The sequence below is a fragment of the Enterococcus sp. LX10 genome (assembly GCF_023539285.1).
Taxonomy (GTDB): domain Bacteria; phylum Bacillota; class Bacilli; order Lactobacillales; family Enterococcaceae; genus Enterococcus; species Enterococcus faecalis.
In genome coordinates, this window is sequence record NZ_CP092784.1 from 237,079 (window position 1) to 257,645 (window position 20,567).

Here is a 20,567-nt window from a genome sequence, read left to right on the forward strand (position 1 = left end):
AATGGAAAGTAAAACGTTTGATATTGAAGGGATGAGCTGTGCTTCCTGTGCCCAAACGATTGAAAAGGCTACGGCGAAGTTACCTGGGATGGCAAAGGCAAGTGTCAATTTAGCTACGGAAAAATTAAGTGTCACGTATGATCAGACGGAAGTCACAGAAGAAGAAATTAAGGAAGCTGTGTCAGATGCTGGCTACAAGGCGATTAGCCCAGCCCAGCAACGAACGTTTGCGATTGAAGGAATGAGTTGTGCTTCCTGTGCCCAAACGATTGAAAAAGCTGTGAACCAATTATCTGGTGTTCAACAAGCGATTGTTAATTTAGCCACGGAAAAACTGGTGGTTAGTTATGACGACCATCAAGTAACGAGTGCTGAAATTATCAAAGCAGTTACGGATGCAGGTTATCAGGCGACAGAAGAAGTCGCTGCAGGTGCAACAGCGGACCAAGATCGTGAAAAGAAACAAAAACATATTGCTGAGATGTGGCAACGTTTTTGGATCTCAGCGGTGTTTACAGTGCCACTTCTTTATATTGCGATGGGACACATGGTAGGCTTACCATTGCCGGATTTGTTGAATCCAATGACACATGCGACGACCTTTGCAATGGTTCAATTGATTTTGACGTTACCCGTCCTATATGTCGGCAGAGAATTTTTCACAGTTGGTTTTAAAGCGTTATTTAAAGGGCATCCAAATATGTTTTCTTTGGTAGCTTTAGGAACCAGTGCTGCTTTTGTGTATAGTTTATATGGCACAGTCATGATATTCTTAGGAGACACAAGTTTTACAATGGCTCTTTATTATGAATCAGCGGGTGTTATTTTAACTTTAATTACATTAGGAAAATATTTCGAAGCTGTTTCAAAAGGGAAAACCTCAGATGCGATAAAAAAATTAATGGGTTTAGCACCGAAAACTGCCCATATTTTACGTGATGGCGCAGAAATTGAAGTGCCAGTTGATGCTGTTCAGTTGGATGACATTGTGATTGTTCGCCCAGGAGATAAAATCCCTGTTGATGGAGTGATTGTTTCAGGCAGTAGTTCTGTGGATGAAGCCATGTTAACGGGCGAAAGTTTGCCTGTTGAAAAGAAAGTCGGTGATGCAGTAATTGGTGCTAGCATCAATAAAAATGGCAGCTTTCAATTCAAGGCAACAAAAGTGGGAAAAGAGACGGCCCTTGCCCAAATCATTCAATTAGTGGAAGATGCGCAAGGCTCAAAAGCACCGATTGCACAATTAGCTGATAAAATTTCGGGTGTTTTTGTCCCAATCGTTATTGGTTTGGCTGTTCTTTCTGGCTTGGCTTGGTTCTTTTTAGGACAAGAGTCATGGATTTTCGCTTTGACAATTACCATTTCTGTGTTAGTGATTGCTTGTCCTTGTGCGCTCGGCTTGGCAACGCCGACTGCGATTATGGTGGGGACAGGTAAGGGCGCTGAAAATGGCGTTTTAATTAAAAGTGGGGATGCTTTAGAAACCACTCACAAAATTCAAACAATCGTGTTTGATAAAACAGGAACTATTACAGAAGGCAAACCGGTGGTTACGGATATTTTAGTTGCTGATTCAGCACTTTCAGAAGCTGAGTTACTAACATTAGCAGCTTCTGCAGAACAAGGATCAGAACATCCTCTAGGTGAAGCAATTGTGGGAGCGGCTAAAGAACGTCAATTGCCATTAGCAGAAGGAAGCGATTTTTCAGCGATTCCAGGTCATGGCATCCGTGTGACAATCAACGAACGAGTCCTACTTTTGGGCAATATAAAATTAATGAAAGAAGAAGGCATTGAGCTATCAACGTTTGTTCAACAAGCGGATCGTTTGGCAGAAGAAGGGAAAACCCCAATGTTTGTGGCAAAAGATGGTTCGTTTGCGGGTATCATTGCGGTAGCAGATACTGTGAAGGATAGCAGTCAAACAGCCATTGCACGTTTGCATAAAATGGGGATCGAAGCCGTGATGATTACGGGAGACAACAAGCGTACTGCAGAGGCGATTGCAAAACAAGTAGGTATCGATCGTGTCTTAAGTGAAGTTTTACCAGAAGATAAAGCGTTAGAAGTGAAAAAACTACAAGCAGAAGGCAAAAAAGTTGCGATGGTGGGTGACGGGATTAATGATGCACCAGCACTTGCCCAAGCAGATGTGGGGATTGCTATTGGTTCAGGCACAGATGTTGCAATGGAATCGGCCGATATTGTGCTAATGCGTAGTGATTTAATGGATGTGCCTACAGCAGTTGAATTAAGTAAAGCGACCATCAAAAACATCAAAGAAAATCTTTTCTGGGCATTTGCCTATAATACATTAGGTATTCCAGTGGCTATGGGTGTGTTACACTTATTTGGTGGACCTTTGTTAAGTCCGATGATTGCAGCAGCAGCTATGAGTTTTAGTTCAGTCTCTGTCTTACTAAACGCCTTACGCTTAAAAGGATTTAAACCTTCGACGGTGAAAAAAACTAGTGGAAGTCAAAAATAAAATTGAAAAGGATGAAGTGAAATGGAAAAAACAGTAAAAATTGATGGGATGAAATGTGATGGCTGTGTTCAAGCGGTCACTGAAAAATTTAGTGGAATTGACGGCGTAACGAATGTTGCGGTTCACTTGGCAGATCAAACAGCCGTTGTGACAGCAGATCGTGAAGTAAGCCAGGATGAACTGAATACCACGTTGGCAGATACAAAATTCAAGGTTGTCAGCGAATAACAAAAAACAGGGCCTACCATCATGAGTAGTCCCTGTTTTTTTGTTATGGAAGTTTTGCTTTGATTTCCTGATAAATCTTAGTCGTTTCTTGACCATCACGCGCAGTATAATAATAAACTTTCTCCCGCGTTTCTATTTTCAGAATCGGATGACTTTTTGTATAAATTAGTAAATAAGCAGGTTTTCCAGCGACTTTAAATTCTCCTGTTAAGTAACTATCTGTCGCAGCACCCATTGTGCGGATGCGTTCTTGAGGTAAGTCATCAATCAAAGAAACAGCAGTGATTTGGTTAAAAGGAATTGACCTTGTTTTTGCTAATGGGGCAGATAACTCAATTTGTTTCTTTTCAATAGTTGCTTGAAAGGCATGACTAGAAAAATCATTTATAAACATTGGTACTGTGGCAAAGAACAGCACTGCAATCGTTAAAATACCAGTAGCGGCTAGAATAATTTTCCCAGCAGGCCGTCCTAGGTTAATAGATAAATTCATACCAATGCGATCAGGAACCATGATTTTGGGGTCCTTTGGATTGATATAAATCCCATACCGCCAATATTGATCATCATCCCCATAGCGATAATCGCCAGCCTGTAAAACGAATTGATCTTGTTTTTTGCGCATTGAAAATAGGTAGTAGAAGAGAAAGCCTACATAAACAAACAAAAGAATAAAATAACAAAAAGTAAGGGCCATCGCAACCGTATAATCAATGACAATTGTGAAAGTTGGTAAAATGGTTAGCGGTGCAAAAACTAAGGCGGATAAAACCATTAAAACAGACCAATGATGCCGAAATAAGTCATTGATTTGCTGATTAATTTTTGAGTCGCTAGTTAGCGGTTTGACAGGTAAGCGCGCAATAAAATAATAGCCGCCAATGAACAAACTTAACATCAAAACAGTAATTAAGAAAAGAATCCAGGAACCAATCGCCGTTTGCAAGGAATAAAAGCCCCCAGCAAAAGTAAGAATAATCGCAGGTAAAAACCACCAAAATGAAATAAGTTTCTGGTTTTTATTTAAAACTAATTGCGTATCGATTAAGAGAGGACGTTTAGGCAACAACCAGCCGTTTTGCATTTTTAAAGCGGCCATTTTGCGAATATAAACAATTTGCAGATAGTAGCCACTGCCAATAAAACTAAATAAAAGTAACAGAAAAAGGAACAATAAAATCGAATCATAAGGAATAAATAACAAAGGTAAACTAAGAACACTAAAAACAGCTGCTAGTTGAACCAAGCGTTTTTTATAACGTTTTCGGATTGCTTGAACGCTGGGATCTTGTAGTTTATCTTCTGGTAAAGTATTTTCCAAAATAATATTTTTGTGAGGATTTGCATAAATCCCCATAGTAAATGCCATAAAAAAAGCGACAGAAACTAGGATGAAATAAAAGAATACCGCCATTATAATGCACGCCCTTTCGAATCAAAATTTTGATAAATTTTCTGAATAAGTGCTTGGATTTCTGCTTCGGATTGCTGATGTAAAAAACTTTCAGCCAACAGAAGTTCTAAACGCTCATGCAATTGCTGTTGCCAAACAGCGGTAGCAGGTAACTTTGCGGCAATTTTGGTGCCGTTACGACGGTCAGTCACAATATAACCTGATTGCTTTAACTTATTATAAGCTTTTGAAACAGTCATCATATTGACCCCGATTTCGTCCGCCAATTGTCGGATAGAAGGCAAACTTTCATTGGGAACCAGTTCACCTTTGGCAATGCCTACAATGATTTGATCAATGAGTTGCTGATAGATGGGCTGTTCGCTTTGTTCATCTATTTCTAAAAGCATCGAATCACTCCTGTCTTATTTGTGCTATCTGTATTATATATACTAATACAAAAAGAGTTGGAAAGCAAGGAATTTAGAGTAAATGGTTGTTTCTACTTAAAGAGAAGCATATAATGAAGAAGAACGTAAAATGAAAGGACGATGAAAATATGACAGCAATTGAACCAAAATTAACAGAGAAATTCCATCAAGATTTCTTGAACAATAATAAACAAAATGCCTTACAACGTAGTGTAGTAAAAAATGGTATCAGCGCTTCAGGTGAATCTGTACAAGGAGCCGTGAATAACGTACCCGTCTTTTCAGTCGACTTAGCTACTGGAAAAGTGGCCAATCAAAAACAAAGCGGTCGCTGCTGGATGTTTGCGGCATTAAATACATTTAGACATAGAATGTTAAATGCGTTTCAATTAAAAGATTTTGAATTATCACAAAACTATACATTTTTCTGGGATAAATATGAAAAATCAAATTATTTCTATGAAAATATTATTGCAACAGCCGATCAACCGTTGACTAGTCGTAAAGTGGCCTTTTTATTAGCTACACCACAACAAGATGGTGGGCAATGGGATATGATCGTTTCAATTTTTGATAAATATGGCGTAGTGCCTAAAACGGCAATGCCTGAAAGCAGCAACAGTTCCAATTCACGTGATTTAAACAACTATTTAAATAAAAAATTACGCAAAGATGCAACAATTTTACGTAGTTTAATTGAAAAAGGCGCTTCTGCTGAAGAAGTCCAAAAAAACAAAGAAGCAATGTTACAAGAAATTTATAATTTCTTAGCAATCTCTTTAGGAACGCCGCCAGAAACCTTTGATTTTGAATACCGTGACGAAGAAAAAAATTATCATTTGGATCAAAATCTAACACCGCAAACATTCTTTGAAAAATACGTTGGCGTTAATTTACATGATTATGTAAGTATTATTAATGCTCCTACAGAAGATAAACCCTTCAACAAAACATACACTGTTGAAATGTTAGGGAATGTTGTCGGCGGCAAAGAAGTTAAATATTTAAATGTAGAAATGGCTGCTTTCAAAAAATTAGCTGCTGCACAATTGGAACAAGGCGAATCTGTTTGGTTTGGTTGTGATGTCGGACAATCTTCAACACGTGACACAGGAATTATGGCATTAGATGTTTACGATATGAACGATCTTTTTGATATTGATTTTACGATGACTAAAGCAGAACGTTTAGACTTTGGTGAAAGCTTAATGACACACGCCATGGTTTTAACAGGTGTTGATATCGTTGATGGCCAAACAACAAAATGGAAAGTGGAAAATAGCTGGGGTGAAAAAGTCGGTGAAAATGGCTTCTTCGTTATGAGCGATGCGTGGATGGACGAATACACTTATCAAATCGTTGTGCACAAAGATTTATTAACTGACGAACAGAAAAAAGCTTGGGAACAAGCGCCAACTGTTTTGGCACCTTGGGATCCAATGGGAGCATTAGCATAAAACAGAAAAAGAAGGCCCCCGCCGTCATGGCGGGGGCCTTCTTTTTACGTTGGGCGGCGAACTTCACGGATTTCGCCCAATGTTGTATAATCATTGCCTGCTAAACGAGCAATCGGTTGGAGTTTTTCAGGTAAAATGTACTGATGTTCTTCATCGAAAACGGCTGAATCAAAATAGAAATCGGTAATTTCTACAATGAATAAATCCGTAATAATTTGACCTTCATGGTTAGCAATAGGTACATATTGATGTAAGCGAGCTTCCATCCGAATCGGCGCGGCTTTGATTGCTGGAACAGTAACAGTCTGGCTGGCAATGGTTTCAATACCGAATGTGTCAATTTCACTGATCTCTGCTGCTAAAGACGCCGAAGTCTGATTCATTTGAGTAAGAACGTCTTCGTTAACGAAATGGATGACAAGTTCTTTAGTAGCCAAGATGTTTCGTGCCGTATCTTTAGGCTCTTTGTCTGGTCGTAAAATGGACAACGTTGCTAAAGGAATTTCAGCTGCCGCCGCATTAAAGAAACTAAAGGGAGCAGCGTTGACGACACCTGTAGCTGTATCTTGTGTTGTAACCCAAGCGATTGGCCGAGGAATAATACTTCCTGATAAAAATTTATACGCTGTTTTTGCAGATAACTCGTTACTATTGTAATGAATCATAGGAACCTCCTAGAAAAAATACTAATTTCTTTGAACATTCGCATCTGAAGTATCGAAAGGACGCACAAATTCTTCAATCCCTGCCCGTTTTGGTTCTAAAAATGGCGGTAATGATAATTTTTCACCAGCGTGTTCATAGGTTTCATCCTCTAAAAAACCAGGACCATCGGTTGCCAGTTCAAATAAAACATGTGTTGCTGCCAAGAAATATTCAGATTTAAAGTAAAAACGTTCCACAAAGCCAGAATTAGGAAATTCCAAACGATTAATTTTTTCAATCCAGAAACGTAGTGCTTCCTCATCGGCAACGCGCAAGGCTAAGTGATGGACATTGCCGTAGCCTTCTTGGGCCGCTGGCAAATCTTCTCGATGCTCTACGATAATGCTGGCACCATTCCCACCTTCGCCAACTTCAAATAAATGGAAACTACCTTCAGCATCAATCAATTTGAACCCTAAAACTTCAGTTAAAACTAGTTGCAGATGTTCGTAATTTTCGACAGTTACAAAGGCTGGACCTAAGCCGATTAAAGCGTGTTCGCTAGGGACGTTAGATTTTTTCCAAGGCGTGCCGGCTGCAACACCTTGGTTCTTTTCATCAGAAATAAGTTGGTAACGTTGATTGTCAAAATCTTCAAATTCTAAATACTTTTTGCCAAAACGTTCTTGAATTTCTCCATGATCAATTGCATATTCATTAAAGCGTGATACCCAGTAATCCAAAGCAGCATCATCTTTTACACGGAAGGAAGTACGAGAAATTGTATTCGTTCCTTTGGTTCCTTTAGGTAAGCCTGGGAAGTCAAAGAAAGTCATGTCTGTTCCGGGAGAGCCGGCATCATCAGCAAAAAATAAATGATATGTTTCAATATCGTCTTGGTTGACAGTCTTCTTAATTAAACGTAGACCTAAAATATCGGTGAAAAAGTGATAAATTTTTTCAGCACTTGAAGTCATGGCAGTGACGTGGTGTAAACCTAAAATTTGTGTATTCATAATAAAAATCCTCCTAAAAGAAAAATAATTTTTTAATTAACTAACTTACTAAAAGTAAGTTTAAATGATTAGTTCTAAAAATGCAAAAGAAATGTCTCGAATTCGAACTATTATTTTTTAGTTGATTTTTTTAAAAAATAAGAATATAATAACCTGAGATATTTTAATACATAAACTTTCGTAAACATCGCCGGATGCTTGCGACTAAAGTGTTAATGAACAGTTCTTAGGCCATAGCTGAACTGTTTGTTGGCACTTTTTTTGTTTGGAAGGGAAGGAAAACAAGATGAGTAAAGCTTGGTTAAAAGTTATTTTTGGCGCTTTTTGTGAAGTGATTTGGGTCATTGGCATGAAGCATAGTACAACATGGTGGGAGATTTTAGGGACAGTAATCGCAATCTTTATCAGTTTCTATGCGCTGATTAAAGCAGGAGAGGAATTGCCAGTCGGCACAGCCTATGCTGTATTTGTCGGCTTAGGTAGTGCTGGAACTATTGTAACAGATCATTTTTTATTCCACACACCATTGGGCATAGGAAAAGTTCTTTTTCTGTTGCTGTTATTAATAGGTGTAATTGGCTTAAAAATGGTAACTGGAAATAAAGAGGAGGAAACAAGATGAGTTGGTTATACTTAGTTATTGCAGGCTGTTTTGAAATTTTTGGCGTAGGTTCAATTAAACTATTTACAACAAAAAAAGACTTACGTTCATTGTTAATTTTAATTCTAGCGTTTAGTGGTAGTTTCTTATTCTTATATTTAGGGATGAGACAATTACCGATGGGCGTTTCTTATGCGGTTTGGACAGGAATTGGTACAGCAGGAGGCGCTATTTTAGGAATGCTCTTAGGTGAATCAAAAGACCCACGCCGGATATTTTTTATTTTTTTAATCATTGTTTCTGTGATTGGTTTAAAATTAATTGGTTAGAAAGCGAGATAACATTGTTTGGATTATTGAAAGACAGGTGAGTAAAATTTAAAAAGAGACAGAACCAAATGCGGTGTTCTGTCTCAAAATAGCTTTTATTTTACGAGGTTACTATAACGTGTCGCAAATTCATTGTTGTAGGACTTGCCGTTGACATCTTGACCAACGTCCCAATTTGAAGACCAAGTCATTAAGCCACGGATAGGATTACCGTCTTTTGCTAACTGATCAAAAGTTTTGGCTACAGGGGTAGCCTCAACAACATAGCCACTACCAGCAGCATCCCGATTTGCTGGTAAACCAAGGACTAATTTATCGTTTGGTATCTGTAGATAGCCGCGTGTGCCATGGATTAATGAATCAGACATATAATAGAGGAACTCGTATTTTAGAGCATCGTTGCTTTGAGCAACCCAAGTCATAATTTCATCAACCCAGACACCGTCGCCGCCTTGGTTATATAATTGTGGGGCAATGTAATCATAATAACCATTTAGGGAAGTAATGTATGTTTCATAAGCGGCACCAGGTTTTAAATAAGGGAATTCTGGCGCCATCGTAATGATGAAATTTTTTCCTTGTGCTCGATAATGGTCTTTGACTATTTTCAACGCAGCAGGGATAACGGTTTGGTTGTCGCCAGCAGTAATCGCCAATTGCTCTAAATCGATGTCTAAACCATCAAAGCCGTATGTTTCCACTTGACGAATGATTTCATTCGCAAAGGCTTGTTCATCGCCTTTGACTAATTGAATATGTGCATCTGCTCCACCAAGTGCCAATAAAACTGCGCGACCTTGACTATTTAATTGTGCGACTTCTTGTCGGAAGGCAGTGTCCGTTTGGTTATAAGGCTTGAACGTAGGAATCCGTGTCAGACCATCGCTTTTCATGAAGGAAACCGGTACGACATTGTAGGCTTGATTTACTTCTGAAAGGTTCAGTGATGCTGATGTTCCTTGTTTGTAACCATCGCGTCCTTTTGAGGCCCAGTTATGCCAATATCCAACCAACACTTTTTTACCAGAGATATCTACCATCGTATCCGCAGCATCTGCAGAAGCTTGAGTAGGCGTTAACCACAAGCCAACTGCTACGGTTGAAAGAAGGAGAAAAGCAGGAATTATTTTTTTTAACTTCATTTTTTGAGAACTCCTTTAATTTAGTTTAAGATGTGAGTGTTTTTACTGAATGTTCACATCAATCGCTTGGTAAAAGGCGTTCACCGTATCACCAATGCCCCAAACAGCGTAAATGACATGATAACCTTTGCGGTCTGTCGGAATATTAATTGTTTGTTTAACAACTTTATTAGGAACTTCTTGTTTGCCGTCAATTGAAGCAATTTTGTCGAAGTTTTTAATGTCTAATGGTTGATTGGGATTCCAGCCATTTTTAGTAATATAGTAATCCCAAGAAGCAGTTCTATGTTGGGCAGTTAAGTTCCAAGTGATGTCAAGGGGACCTGTGGTAATGTTTGTTTTGTGCCAACGAGTAGCTGTTTGTTCATCCAAAGGTTCAAAACCTGAGACACCTGCACTGGCTAATTTACCAGTAATAAACGTATTTTTGGGCGCTTCGATACTTTGAGGTTCCCATTGTGCACGACCAACATTTGTATTTAAGTTACCACCAGCAGAACTACCAAAGAAAGCACGACTTCCAGGACTTGCTACGTAACCATGAGCCTCCGAAACAGTAGGGGCCAATGCAGCGCCACCTAAAACAAAACTAAAAGCCAGGACGATTGTTAATAAACTCTTTTTCACGAAAAAAACCTCCTAAAAAATTATTTTGTATGCGCTTACAGATAGGAATATAACATAATAATCTTTCGGATACAAATAATAAGAAATGTTATTTTTAAAAATAAAACAATATTTTTTAAGTAATATTAAGAATGTTTTTAAATAATATAAATAATAGTGTTTTTCAAAGTTTTGTTAATTTTTCATTCGGAATCGCAATTGAAGAAATCACGTGGTATACTTTTAAGAAGAAACAATGACACGAAAGTAGCCATTGGAAAAAGGAGATTATTTCGTGGGAAAAAAACATACATCCTCTTATGAAGTTGCCTACTATGACGGCGATTTTACTGGTGCAATGAAAATACCGGCTTTGTTAGCGGTTGTCATTAAAGTATCAGAAGAACAAACAGAATTACTAGGAAGAAATGCAGCTTATGTCGCCCAATTTGGCCTAGGATGGGTCATCACCAACTATGAAATAGAGATTCACCGCTTACCAAAAGTTGGTGAAAAAGTAGCAATTACAACGCAAGCTATGAGTTATAACAAATATTTTTGTTATCGTAACTTTTGGGTTCATGATGAAGAAGGCAATGAATGTGTCTTTGTGAAATCAACCTTTGTCTTAATGGATCAAAAAAATCGGAAAATCAGTAGTGTGCTACCAGAAATTATTGCACCTTTTGATTCTGAAAAAATCACTAAAATTTATCGCCATGAAAAAATTGAAAAGGTCACAGAGGGGAACTTTTTACCTTATCGTGTGCGTTTTTTTGATATTGATGGCAATCAACATGTTAATAATGCGATTTATTTTAATTGGTTATTGGATGTGTTAGGGTATGACTTTTTAACAACGCATCAACCGAAAAAAATTCTTGTGAAATTTGACAAAGAAGTAGAATATGGCCAAGAAGTCGAAAGTCATTACGAAATTGTCGAACAAGAAAATCACTTGAAAACACGCCATGAGATTCGGATTGATGGTCAAACCTATTGTGAAGCGAATATCGATTGGACCAACTAAGTTGAGATGACGGTTTAGAAAAATAAAAAGTTACGCAGAGGAGGAAGGACATGATTCGCTTAGGATTAACATCTTTTAGTGAACACGACTATTTAACTGGAAAAAAACGGGCCACGCTTTATGAATATGCCAGTCATTTACCGCTAGTTGAAATGGACACGGCGTATTACGGGATTCCTCCCAAAGAACGAGTAGCTGAATGGGTCAAAGCAGTTCCCGAAAACTTTCGCTTTGTCATGAAAGTTTATAGTGGAATCAGTTGTCAAGGTGAGTGGCAGACCTATTATGCAAGTGAAGAAGAAATGATCACCGCCTTTTTAGAAAGTATGGCCCCATTAATTGAAAGTAAAAAATTATTTGCCTTTCTGGTACAATTTTCAGGAACATTTGGTTGTACGAAAGAAAATGTCGCTTACTTGCAAAAAATTCGTCACTGGTTTAAAGACCTACCCATCGCCATTGAATTACGAAATAATTCATGGTATCAACCAAACTTTGTAAAACAAATGTTGCAATTTATGAAAGAAAATCAATTTTCACTTGTGATTGTAGATGAACCGCAGATTCCTACAAATCCAGTGCCCTTTTATCCGTATGTAACGAATCCTAATCTCGTGCTCTTCCGGTTTCACGGACGTAATGCGGCTGGCTGGTTAGCCAATGATGCAGAGTGGCGTAAAAAAAGAACCCTCTATCATTATAATACGCAGGAAATCGCTGATTTAAGCGAAGCTGTTTTAAAAATGTCGCAAGAAGCTAAAGAAGTGGGCGTAATTTTTAATAATAATTCTGGCGGCGATGCCGCAGAAAACGCCCTACAGATGCAAAAAGTCTTGAATTTGAGTTACGATGATTTGAATCCAAAACAATTAGATTTATTTTGAGAAAGAAGGTAGCTGAATGTCTGAAAAGCAATCCCCTTATGAAATGGCTTGTGCATTCCACGAGGTTTTTAATCCACAACAACCAGAGCAACCAACTGCTTTTTCGCCAGAGCTAGCCAGTCGACGAGCAGAGTTTAAAGTTGAAGAACTTGTAGAATTTTTATATAGTGCTGCTAATAATGACCAGGTGCTTTTTCAACAATTGGTCAACGGATTAAAAAAATCTGTCGATAAAGCAGAGCAGAAAGTCTTGGCGAAAGGCAAACCAGTATCTGATCCTTTAGTGGAGGAAGTGGATGCACTAGTCGATTTATTGTATTTTACTTATGGTTCGTTTTGCTTAATGGGCGTCAATCCAACAAAAATTATTGAAATCGTTCATCAAGCCAATATGGGAAAATTATTTCCAGATGGACAGCCACATTATGATCCGGAAACAAATAAAGTATTAAAACCTGAAAATTGGGAACAAGATTTTGCGCCAGAAGCTAAAATTAAAGCGGAAATTCAACGCCAATTGAAAATTACTGAGACCAATGAAAAAGACGAATGAGAAAACTCATTCGTCTTTTTCATTAATCATGGAAGAACGTCCGATATAAGGCTTTGATGGCTTTTTCTTCTTGTTCTTTTTTGATACCAAACATAATACTTACTTCCGAAGATCCTTGGTTAATCATTTCTAAGTTGATTTTTTCTTTGGCTAACGCCATTGTACTTTCAGCAGTAACCCCAATTCGTTGGCGCATGCCTTCCCCGACAATCATAATCATGGAAAGGTGATGCGTGATGCGTAACTCATCAGGCGCTAAAACTTCTTGGAGTTGGGCCATCAGTCTATTTTCAATTTCAGTTGTTAACTGGTCTTCTCTTAAAACAATTGTGATGTCATCAATTCCTGAGGGCATATGCTCATAGCTTAAGGCTAATTTTTCTAGTACTTCTAAAAGCCGTCGCCCAAAACCTAACTCTCTATTCATTAAATACTTACTAATGTAAATACTTGCGAACCCTTGATCACTAGCAATTCCTACAACAGGGGCATGCTTCACTTTGCGAGAAGTGGTAATTAGGGTGCCAGGATGATGTGGGTTGTTAGTATTTTTGATAACGACTGGAATATTTGCGCGATAGGCAGGCATTAAAGCTTCGTCGTGGAGGACGGCAAATCCTGCATAAGCTAACTCCCGCATTTCTCTGTAGGTCAATTCTTGAATCGTTTGAGGCTGTTCAATAATTCCAGGATGGGCGACATAAATTCCGTCCACATCGGTAAAGTTTTCATACAAATCTGCTTGAACACCTGCGGCAACAATGGACCCTGTGATATCGGAACCGCCACGAGAAAAAGTACAAATTTCGCCGGCTTCTGTATAACCAAAGAAACCTGGAATAACCAAGATTTGTTGAGTCTCACGATAGGCACTAATTTTCTCTAAAGCTTTTGGTAAAATGCGGGCATTGCCTGGCTCAGGTGTCACTAGGAGACCTAATTCTTTTGGACTAATGTAGCGAGCATCTAAGCCATTCTGATTGAAAAAACTGGCAACAACTTTTGCATTATTGTCCTCGCCGCTAGCTAAAAAATAGTCAAATAAAAAAGCATTGTTTTCTTTTGGTAAAGTGGCTAATTGGCGAATCGAAATAGCAATATCAGCTAAAACTGCTTTATCCAAGTGTAATTCATCAAAAAGATCTTCATAACGACGAATGATGGCAGAGATTGTCGATTCAATTTCCTCATTATTTAAGTAGCGCTGATAGTATTGAATCAATAAATCAGTCACTTTAATATCTTGCGGGGTTCGCTTTCCAGGAGCGGATACAACGACAAACGTTCGGCGCGGCTCTTCCTTGACGATTTGTAAGACTTTCTGTAACTGTGGTGCTGATGCTAGCGAGCTACCGCCGAATTTAACTACGTTCACGTTTATCACTCCTGTTTTTAATTATTTTCTCATTTGTAGATTAGTAAAAGGATACCGAAAAACATTTAGAAAAGCAACCACTTATTTTCAGAAAGTTAGGAAATCATGAAAATATTTGTTCTTCATTTTTTCTTAAAATTTTGTTAAACTGTAAAGATATGAGTCGTAACGAAGGAGTTAAATAGTATGACAGAATCCAAAACTGCCATTATTTTTGATATGGACGGTGTCCTAGTAGATAGCGAAGCTTATTATTATGAGCGACGTAAAGCATTTTTAGCGGAATTTGATTTGACCATTGAGGGCCTAACCTTGCCGGAATTAGTCGGTGCGGATATGCGTTCATTATGGCAAAAGATTGAACAAGTCAACAAAAGAGAGCTAGATATTGCTTTTTTAAATGAACAATACATAGCCTATAAAAAAGCGCATCCGATAGATTATTTAGCTGTGCTTGATGAAAATGCGAAACGTGTTTTACAATTTTTAAAAAGACAAGGCTATAAAATCGGATTAGCTTCTTCTTCCACAAAAGACGCAATTGAAGAGGTTTTGACAGTGGGGCAATTAAGTAGTTATTTTGATGCGGTCGTGAGTGGGGAAGATTTCGAAGAAAGTAAACCGGCGCCGGATATTTATCTGCACACGTTACAAGAATTAGCTGTTGCGCCACAGGAATGTATAGCCATTGAAGATTCAGAAAAAGGCATTGCTTCTGCCAAAGAAGCTGGGCTAGAAGTTTGGGCTATGCGTGATGAACACTTTGGGATGGATCAAAGTCAAGCGGATGCCTTCTTAACACAACTAAGTGATATTTGTAAAAAAATTAGTGAAAATCGGATCGATGAAAGCAGTGAATCAACCCCTTCGTAAGAAGATCGCGGGTTTTCTTAAAAAAATTTGTTATAACTAGTGAATGAATATACAGTTTGTGCTATAATTTTCTATAGGTATTTCTGCAAGAATGCCCTTTTTCAAGGGTCAGAAACAATAGATAACCGTGTGAAGAGAACAAACAACCTTTCTTTTATTATAGAAAAATTATCGGAGGAGCCAAAATGAAGAATAATTGGATTATCATTTTAGTACTAGTAATCGTTATTATTGCTGCGGTGCTATACTTAATTGGTTATTTTATGCGCAAAAAAAATCAAGAACAATTAGATGAATTAGAAGTTCGTAAAGAAGCCCTGTTTGACTTGCCAGTCTTTGAAGAAATCGATGACATTAAAAAAATGCATCTAGTTGGACAGAGTCAAAATAGTTTCCGTGAATGGAATCAACGTTGGGTAGAACTATCAACGCGTTCTTTCGCCGAACTAGAGAGTCAAATTTATGAAGTCGAAAATCAAAATGAAATTTTCCGTTTCATGAAAGCGAAGAAAGCAGTCGTGGAAGCGAATGAAACGATGACCGAAATGGAAGCCGAAGTGGAAGTCATTCGTAATGGCTTGAAAGAATTACGTGAAAGTGAAGAGCGCAATTCATTAGAAGTTCAAAAAGCTTTGGATGTCTATGAAGAATTAAGTAAATCACTAAAAGATGATAAAGCTAGCTTTGGTCCAGCATACTCCGAAATCCAAAAACAATTAAGAAACGTCGAAATTGAATTCACACAATTTGTCACACTAAATACATCGGGGGACCCAATCGAGGCTCGAGAAGTCCTAGAAGATGCGGAACGTCATACGTATGAATTGGAAGACTTAATGAAACGGATTCCACCAATGTATGAAGAATTAAATGAAACTTTCCCAGATCAATTAAAAGAAATCGAAGAAGGCTACAACCAATTATTAGCTGACGATTACGTGTTCCCTGAACAAAACTTTGCTGAAGAAATTCAACATGCGAAAAAACGTGTCGAGAATTCAATGGCTGATTTAGAGAAAACAGAGATTGCCGCAGTAGAGGTCGCAAATCGCGACACAGCAACGGCGATTGATGCATTATATGAAGTGATGGAACGTGAGATTGAAGCGAAGAAATATGTCGTGACCAATCAAAAAATTATTGACGATTATATTTCTCATTCCTTAAAAAATAACCGTCAATTAATGATTGAATTGGACCATGTATCACAAAGCTACACCTTAAATAACAACGAGCTAGGACGTAGTCGTGGTTTCCAAACGGAAATTGAAGAAATTATTCGCCGTCAAAAAGACTTGGAACCTCGAATGAAAGAACATACCGTTCCTTACTCTGAAATTCAAGCGTTCTATAAAGAATGCTATAAGATTTTAGATGATATTGAAAATCAACAATTAGAAATTGATGCTTCATTGAAAGAACTAAGAAAAGGCGAAAAAGTCGCCCAAGAAAAAGTCGACGAATACGAATTCCGTTTACGGAGTATCAAACGGTATGTTGAAAAGCAACGATTACCAGGTTTGTCTGCTGATTACTTAGAATTTTTCTATGTGGCAACGGATCGAATTGAAGATTTAAGCCGAGCCTTAAATAAAATGCGCATTAACATGGATGAAATCAATCGTTTGTGTGACTTATGCGAAGATGATTTAGAGTTATTAGATAAGAAAACAAAAGATTTAGTCAATGCAGCAGCTCTGACAGAACAAATGATGCAATATGCAAACCGCTATCGTCATACTCACGAGAACATCCGAACGGCTTTAGATAAAAGCATGTATTTATTCTCGACAGAATTCCGTTATCAAGATGCATTAGATGAAATTGGAACAGCATTGGAAGCTGTTGAGCCAGGGGCGTTCAAACGAATCGAAGATTTTTATTTTAAAAATATCAATAACCCTAATCTAACAGCAATTTAATTAAACAATCACTAAACAGAGGTTTGTCGACAGACAAGCCTCTGTTTTTATGGCGTGGGGGTGACTTGAAGTGATACTTTAGAAAGTATATAATGGGAAAGAATTTTAAAAAAGAAGGGTGACAAATGATTTATTTTGATAATAGTGCAACTACACCGATTTACCCCCAGGCTTTAGATACATATGTAAAAACCAGTCAGCGGATTATTGGCAATCCGTCTAGTCTGCATGACTTAGGCAACCAAGCGAATCGGCTCTTACAACAAGCACGGAAGCAGATTGCGGAGCTAATCAATGTTTCAGCAAATGAAATCTATTTTACAAGTGGCGGAACTGAAGGAGATAATTGGGTTTTAAAAGGAACGGCAATCGAAAAACGAGAATTTGGTAATCATATTATTATTTCTGCAGTGGAACATCCAGCAGTTACAGAAACAGCGGAACAATTAGTCGAACTAGGTTTTGAACTTTCTTATGCGCCAGTGGATAAAGAAGGTCGTGTAAAAGTCGAGGAACTACAGAAATTAATTAGAAAAGAAACGATTTTGGTTTCTGTTATGGCAGTCAACAATGAAGTGGGAACGATTCAACCAATTAAAGAAATTAGCGAGGTTTTAGTGGAGTTTCCTAAAATTCATTTTCATGTAGACGCGGTTCAAGCAATTGGGAAAGTTAATTACTCAGAGTGGTTAACGGATCGGGTGGATTTTGCAACGTTTTCTGCACATAAATTTCATGGACCACGAGGCATTGGTTTTATGTATTGGAAACAAGGAAAACGTTTAGCGCCGCTTTTAACAGGAGGCGGGCAAGAAAACAACCAACGCAGTGGGACAGAAAACGTACCAGCAATTGTGGCAATGGCCAAAGCGTTACGTTTGCATTTAGAGAACGAACAACAACGGCCGCAGCATGTGGCGACATTACGGAGTTATTTATTAAAGGCGCTAGAAGAATTTCAAAATGTAACTGTTTTTTCACAAGATAATGAACATTTTGCGCCACACATTTTATGTTTTGCTTTGAAAGGGATTCGTGGCGAAGTGCTGGTCCATGCATTGGAAGAAAAACAGATTTATATTTCGACTACGAGTGCTTGTTCTAGCCGGAAAAAAATGGCTAGCAGCACCTTGTATGCCATGCATGTGCCAGGGGAATTAGCGACTTCCGCTGTGCGCATTAGTTTAGATGAAAGCAATACAATGGCAGAAATTGAACAATTTATGATTGTTTTCAACCAACTTTATCAAAAATTTTCTCGTGTAAATTAATAAAAAATAAGTCGGAGCCTAGAAATAGGTTCCGACTTATTTTTTGTTCTCTTTATCGATTGAAGCGGTAGCCACTTCCCCAGAGTGTTTCAATTGGAGAGTCAGAAAGATTGGCTTTTTTTAATTTTTCCCGAATCCGTTTAATGTGAACAACGACAGTCGAAACCTCAGTATCTAAGGCATCAAACCCCCAGACACTTTCAAAAAGTTCTTCTTTATTCCACACACGGTTAGGATGTTCCATCAAGAAAACCAACAATTTGTATTCTTTGCTTGTAAAAATAACTTCATTTTCTAAAACAAACACTTTGTGGGCGGCAGTGTCGACAGCGATTTCATTGATTTTTAGTAATTGTGGCGGTTGCTCTGCCTTGCTTAACAATTGATAGCGGTTCATATGGGCTTTTGCTCGAGCGACCAATTCATTGGGACTAAACGGTTTAATTATATAATCATCCGCACCTAAGCCAAGACCACGAATTTTATCAATATCTTCTTTTTTAGCCGAAACAATCATGATCGGCGTTTGCTTTTTTTTCCGAATTGCACGACAGATTTCAAAACCATCCATAGTTGGCAGCATCACATCTAAAATAATTAAATCAAAGGGCTCATTTAAAGCTGCTTCCAATCCTTTTTTTCCATCATGTTCGATTGTGACAGTCATATCGTTAATTTCTAAATAATCTTTTTGCAAATCAGCAATACTTGGATCATCTTCAATAATTAATACATGTGGTTTCATTTTTCATCCTCCAACAACGGCAGCGTAATTATCACGTTGGTGCCGTCTCCTTTTTTACTTGTGACAGTGATTGTTCCCTGATGATAGTCAATAATTTGTTTGACAATACTTAACCCCAAGCCGCTTCCTTTGACCGTTGGGGTTCGAGATTTGTCCACACGATAGAAGCGTTCGAATAAATAAGGTAATTCTTTTTCATCGATACCAATACCATTATCTGTAATGGTTAAAATTAAGTCTGTTTGATTATGCGCTAAAGAAATCGTAAAGGCTAGTTGTTCTTTAGTGGGATCCGCAAATTTAATACTATTTTGAATTAGATTGGTAATTACGCGATTCATCTGCGTTGGATCCATTTGAACATATAAAGCTTCGGCGGGAAGGACAGAAGTGATCACGAGTTCTTGTTCCAAACGGTATTCTTCAAGAATATGTGCAATAAAACGAGTGAAATTGGTCTTTTCCATTGTAAAGACAGCACGGTCTAGGTCTAATTTAGAATACAAAAATAATTCTTCAATTAAATCATTGAGGCCTAAACTTTTTTCATGAATGACCGTTAAATAGCGCTGTTTTTTTTCTTCGGTATTGGCAACACCATCCATCAAGCCTTCAACGTAACCAATGATAGAAGTAATTGGTGTTTTTAAGTCATGAGAAATATTGGCAATTAATTCTTTCCGATTATCTTCATATTTTTCGCGTTCCGCATTGGCTTCTTCTAAATCTTGCCACATTTGTTCAAAACTAAGTTGAAGCTGTTTGACTTCCGTTGAGACGGTTTGGTGGTTAGTTGGTGTAAATGGATTTTCTTTTTGGGCCTCCTTACCCAATGTTTTAGTCGCTTTTTCTAATGCTTCTAATGGCTCGATAGTGGTTTTGGTTAAGCGTTTATTAATGAGCCAAGCTGCCGCAATTGCTACAAGGACAATTAACAAAATCATCCAGATAATCCAGCGTGTGAAGAATTCAAAAAGGCTACTTTCGCGTTTCAAGATAATAAAGCTCCCATTAGAACCATCTAAATAATGAAAATCGGATTTGACATAATGATACAGACGCCCTGCGTTATCCAGTGTGCCAGTTGGCGTAATATTATTCATTTCGTAGTTTGGAATATGTACAGACAAAGATTTTTCTACTAAATTATCCGAATAATAAGGAAACCGTGCATTCTTTCGAATAATCACACTTAATCCTTTTGCTTCAATTGTTTGAATCGTTTCCTTTAATTCTTTACTCAAAGGCGTATCTAGTAATTTCGGTGATTTTTTTAGCAGTTGATCTAAGGCCAAATAACTTTCTTCTTCGTTAGCGGTCAATGGTCGTTGCTTATTCATCATTCGGTAAGCTTGGGGCAAACTGGGGACAGTTCCTAATGTGATGTAAGAAGCTAAGGATAAAACAGCTAAAACAGAGGCTAAAGTAATAATGATGGCACTAATATAAGAAATAAAAAAGCGGCGTTTAATGGTCAAAAGCGTCCCTCCTAGTGGTTTTAATCTATTTCTTAATTATAGTGTATTACAAGTGAACAAAAAAAAGCTAGTATTGTTATTAACTTTTTTTCATTTGTTT

The 20,567-nt window shown here is 37.9% G+C and carries 20 protein-coding genes; 11 read left to right on the top strand and 9 right to left on the bottom strand.

What is annotated here, in order from left to right:
- The first annotated feature begins 1 nt into the window (after position 1).
- Both MKZ30_RS01245 and MKZ30_RS01250 read left to right on the top strand, forming a co-directional pair.
- Positions 2-2,488, top strand: a complete 2,487-nt coding sequence (locus tag MKZ30_RS01245) for a heavy metal translocating P-type ATPase (protein WP_033601149.1) — start codon at positions 2-4, stop codon at positions 2,486-2,488.
- A 21-nt stretch (positions 2,489-2,509) separates the two neighbouring features.
- Complete coding sequence (locus tag MKZ30_RS01250; RefSeq protein ID WP_002355215.1) at positions 2,510-2,716, top strand: heavy-metal-associated domain-containing protein; 207 nt, start codon at positions 2,510-2,512, stop codon at positions 2,714-2,716.
- A gap of 43 nt (positions 2,717-2,759) precedes the next feature.
- On the opposite strand, the gene MKZ30_RS01255 is transcribed toward MKZ30_RS01250, so the two are convergent.
- The gene (locus tag MKZ30_RS01255) at positions 2,760-4,130 is read right to left on the bottom strand and encodes a DUF5808 domain-containing protein (protein WP_010715002.1); all 1,371 of its coding nucleotides are present in this window, start codon (positions 4,128-4,130) and stop codon (positions 2,760-2,762) included.
- Positions 4,130-4,519, bottom strand: a complete 390-nt coding sequence (locus tag MKZ30_RS01260) for a GntR family transcriptional regulator (RefSeq protein ID WP_002358356.1) — start codon at positions 4,517-4,519, stop codon at positions 4,130-4,132. Before MKZ30_RS01260 ends, MKZ30_RS01255 begins: the two co-directional genes overlap by 1 nt.
- 149 nt (positions 4,520-4,668) lie before the next feature.
- Here MKZ30_RS01260 and MKZ30_RS01265 point away from each other — a divergent pair, with 149 nt between their 5' ends.
- Positions 4,669-5,997: a C1 family peptidase gene (locus MKZ30_RS01265; RefSeq protein WP_002358357.1), complete on the top strand. Its 1,329-nt coding sequence runs from the start codon at positions 4,669-4,671 to the stop codon at positions 5,995-5,997.
- Between the two features lie 44 nt (positions 5,998-6,041).
- On the opposite strand, the gene MKZ30_RS01270 is transcribed toward MKZ30_RS01265, so the two are convergent.
- Positions 6,042-6,662 carry a flavin reductase family protein gene (locus tag MKZ30_RS01270; protein WP_002383902.1) on the bottom strand — a complete coding sequence of 207 codons (621 nt, stop codon included), beginning with the start codon at positions 6,660-6,662 and terminating at the stop codon, positions 6,042-6,044.
- Between the two features lie 21 nt (positions 6,663-6,683).
- Entirely contained in the window at positions 6,684-7,658 is a 975-nt protein-coding gene (locus tag MKZ30_RS01275) for a ring-cleaving dioxygenase (protein ID WP_002355221.1), read from the bottom strand.
- Positions 7,659-7,923: 265 nt separating this feature from the next.
- Between MKZ30_RS01275 and MKZ30_RS01280 the strand changes: the two genes are divergently transcribed.
- On the top strand, positions 7,924-8,280 hold the full coding sequence (locus MKZ30_RS01280; protein WP_002386054.1) for a DMT family transporter: 357 nt from the start codon (positions 7,924-7,926) through the stop codon (positions 8,278-8,280).
- The gene (locus MKZ30_RS01285) at positions 8,277-8,588 is read left to right on the top strand and encodes a DMT family transporter (protein ID WP_002361148.1); all 312 of its coding nucleotides are present in this window, start codon (positions 8,277-8,279) and stop codon (positions 8,586-8,588) included. The genes MKZ30_RS01280 and MKZ30_RS01285 overlap by 4 nt, the downstream gene beginning before the upstream one ends.
- A gap of 95 nt (positions 8,589-8,683) precedes the next feature.
- Here the strand turns inward: MKZ30_RS01285 and MKZ30_RS01290 are convergent, their stop codons facing one another.
- Entirely contained in the window at positions 8,684-9,730 is a 1,047-nt protein-coding gene (locus MKZ30_RS01290) for a chitinase (protein ID WP_033601260.1), read from the bottom strand.
- 42 nt (positions 9,731-9,772) lie between these two features.
- The gene (locus tag MKZ30_RS01295; RefSeq protein ID WP_002355225.1) at positions 9,773-10,357 is read right to left on the bottom strand and encodes a lytic polysaccharide monooxygenase; all 585 of its coding nucleotides are present in this window, start codon (positions 10,355-10,357) and stop codon (positions 9,773-9,775) included.
- A 274-nt stretch (positions 10,358-10,631) separates the two neighbouring features.
- Here MKZ30_RS01295 and MKZ30_RS01300 point away from each other — a divergent pair, with 274 nt between their 5' ends.
- The 3 genes from MKZ30_RS01300 to MKZ30_RS01310 are packed head-to-tail and all read left to right on the top strand — an operon-like array spanning position 10,632 to position 12,803.
- Positions 10,632-11,366 (top strand): acyl-ACP thioesterase domain-containing protein, encoded by a 735-nt coding sequence (locus tag MKZ30_RS01300; RefSeq protein ID WP_010715004.1) that lies wholly within the window; start codon positions 10,632-10,634, stop codon positions 11,364-11,366.
- 50 nt (positions 11,367-11,416) lie between these two features.
- Positions 11,417-12,250 (top strand): DUF72 domain-containing protein, encoded by an 834-nt coding sequence (locus tag MKZ30_RS01305; RefSeq protein ID WP_002358361.1) that lies wholly within the window; start codon positions 11,417-11,419, stop codon positions 12,248-12,250.
- Between the two features lie 16 nt (positions 12,251-12,266).
- Entirely contained in the window at positions 12,267-12,803 is a 537-nt protein-coding gene (locus MKZ30_RS01310) for a pyrophosphohydrolase domain-containing protein (protein WP_002383648.1), read from the top strand.
- Between the two features lie 22 nt (positions 12,804-12,825).
- Here the strand turns inward: MKZ30_RS01310 and MKZ30_RS01315 are convergent, their stop codons facing one another.
- Positions 12,826-14,178, bottom strand: a complete 1,353-nt coding sequence (locus MKZ30_RS01315) for an aspartate kinase (RefSeq protein ID WP_002385384.1) — start codon at positions 14,176-14,178, stop codon at positions 12,826-12,828.
- A gap of 186 nt (positions 14,179-14,364) precedes the next feature.
- Between MKZ30_RS01315 and MKZ30_RS01320 the strand changes: the two genes are divergently transcribed.
- From MKZ30_RS01320 to MKZ30_RS01330, 3 genes are all read left to right on the top strand, one after another.
- Entirely contained in the window at positions 14,365-15,051 is a 687-nt protein-coding gene (locus MKZ30_RS01320) for an HAD family hydrolase (protein ID WP_010816277.1), read from the top strand.
- A 185-nt stretch (positions 15,052-15,236) separates the two neighbouring features.
- Positions 15,237-16,973 (top strand): septation ring formation regulator EzrA, encoded by a 1,737-nt coding sequence (ezrA, locus tag MKZ30_RS01325; protein ID WP_002375789.1) that lies wholly within the window; start codon positions 15,237-15,239, stop codon positions 16,971-16,973.
- A gap of 125 nt (positions 16,974-17,098) precedes the next feature.
- The gene (locus MKZ30_RS01330; protein WP_002383651.1) at positions 17,099-18,244 is read left to right on the top strand and encodes a cysteine desulfurase family protein; all 1,146 of its coding nucleotides are present in this window, start codon (positions 17,099-17,101) and stop codon (positions 18,242-18,244) included.
- A 52-nt stretch (positions 18,245-18,296) separates the two neighbouring features.
- On the opposite strand, the gene MKZ30_RS01335 is transcribed toward MKZ30_RS01330, so the two are convergent.
- Both MKZ30_RS01335 and MKZ30_RS01340 read right to left on the bottom strand, forming a co-directional pair.
- Positions 18,297-18,989, bottom strand: a complete 693-nt coding sequence (locus tag MKZ30_RS01335; RefSeq protein ID WP_002355236.1) for a response regulator transcription factor — start codon at positions 18,987-18,989, stop codon at positions 18,297-18,299.
- Positions 18,986-20,329 carry a sensor histidine kinase gene (locus tag MKZ30_RS01340; RefSeq protein ID WP_016613996.1) on the bottom strand — a complete coding sequence of 448 codons (1,344 nt, stop codon included), beginning with the start codon at positions 20,327-20,329 and terminating at the stop codon, positions 18,986-18,988. Before MKZ30_RS01340 ends, MKZ30_RS01335 begins: the two co-directional genes overlap by 4 nt.
- Positions 20,330-20,567: the final 238 nt, after the last annotated feature.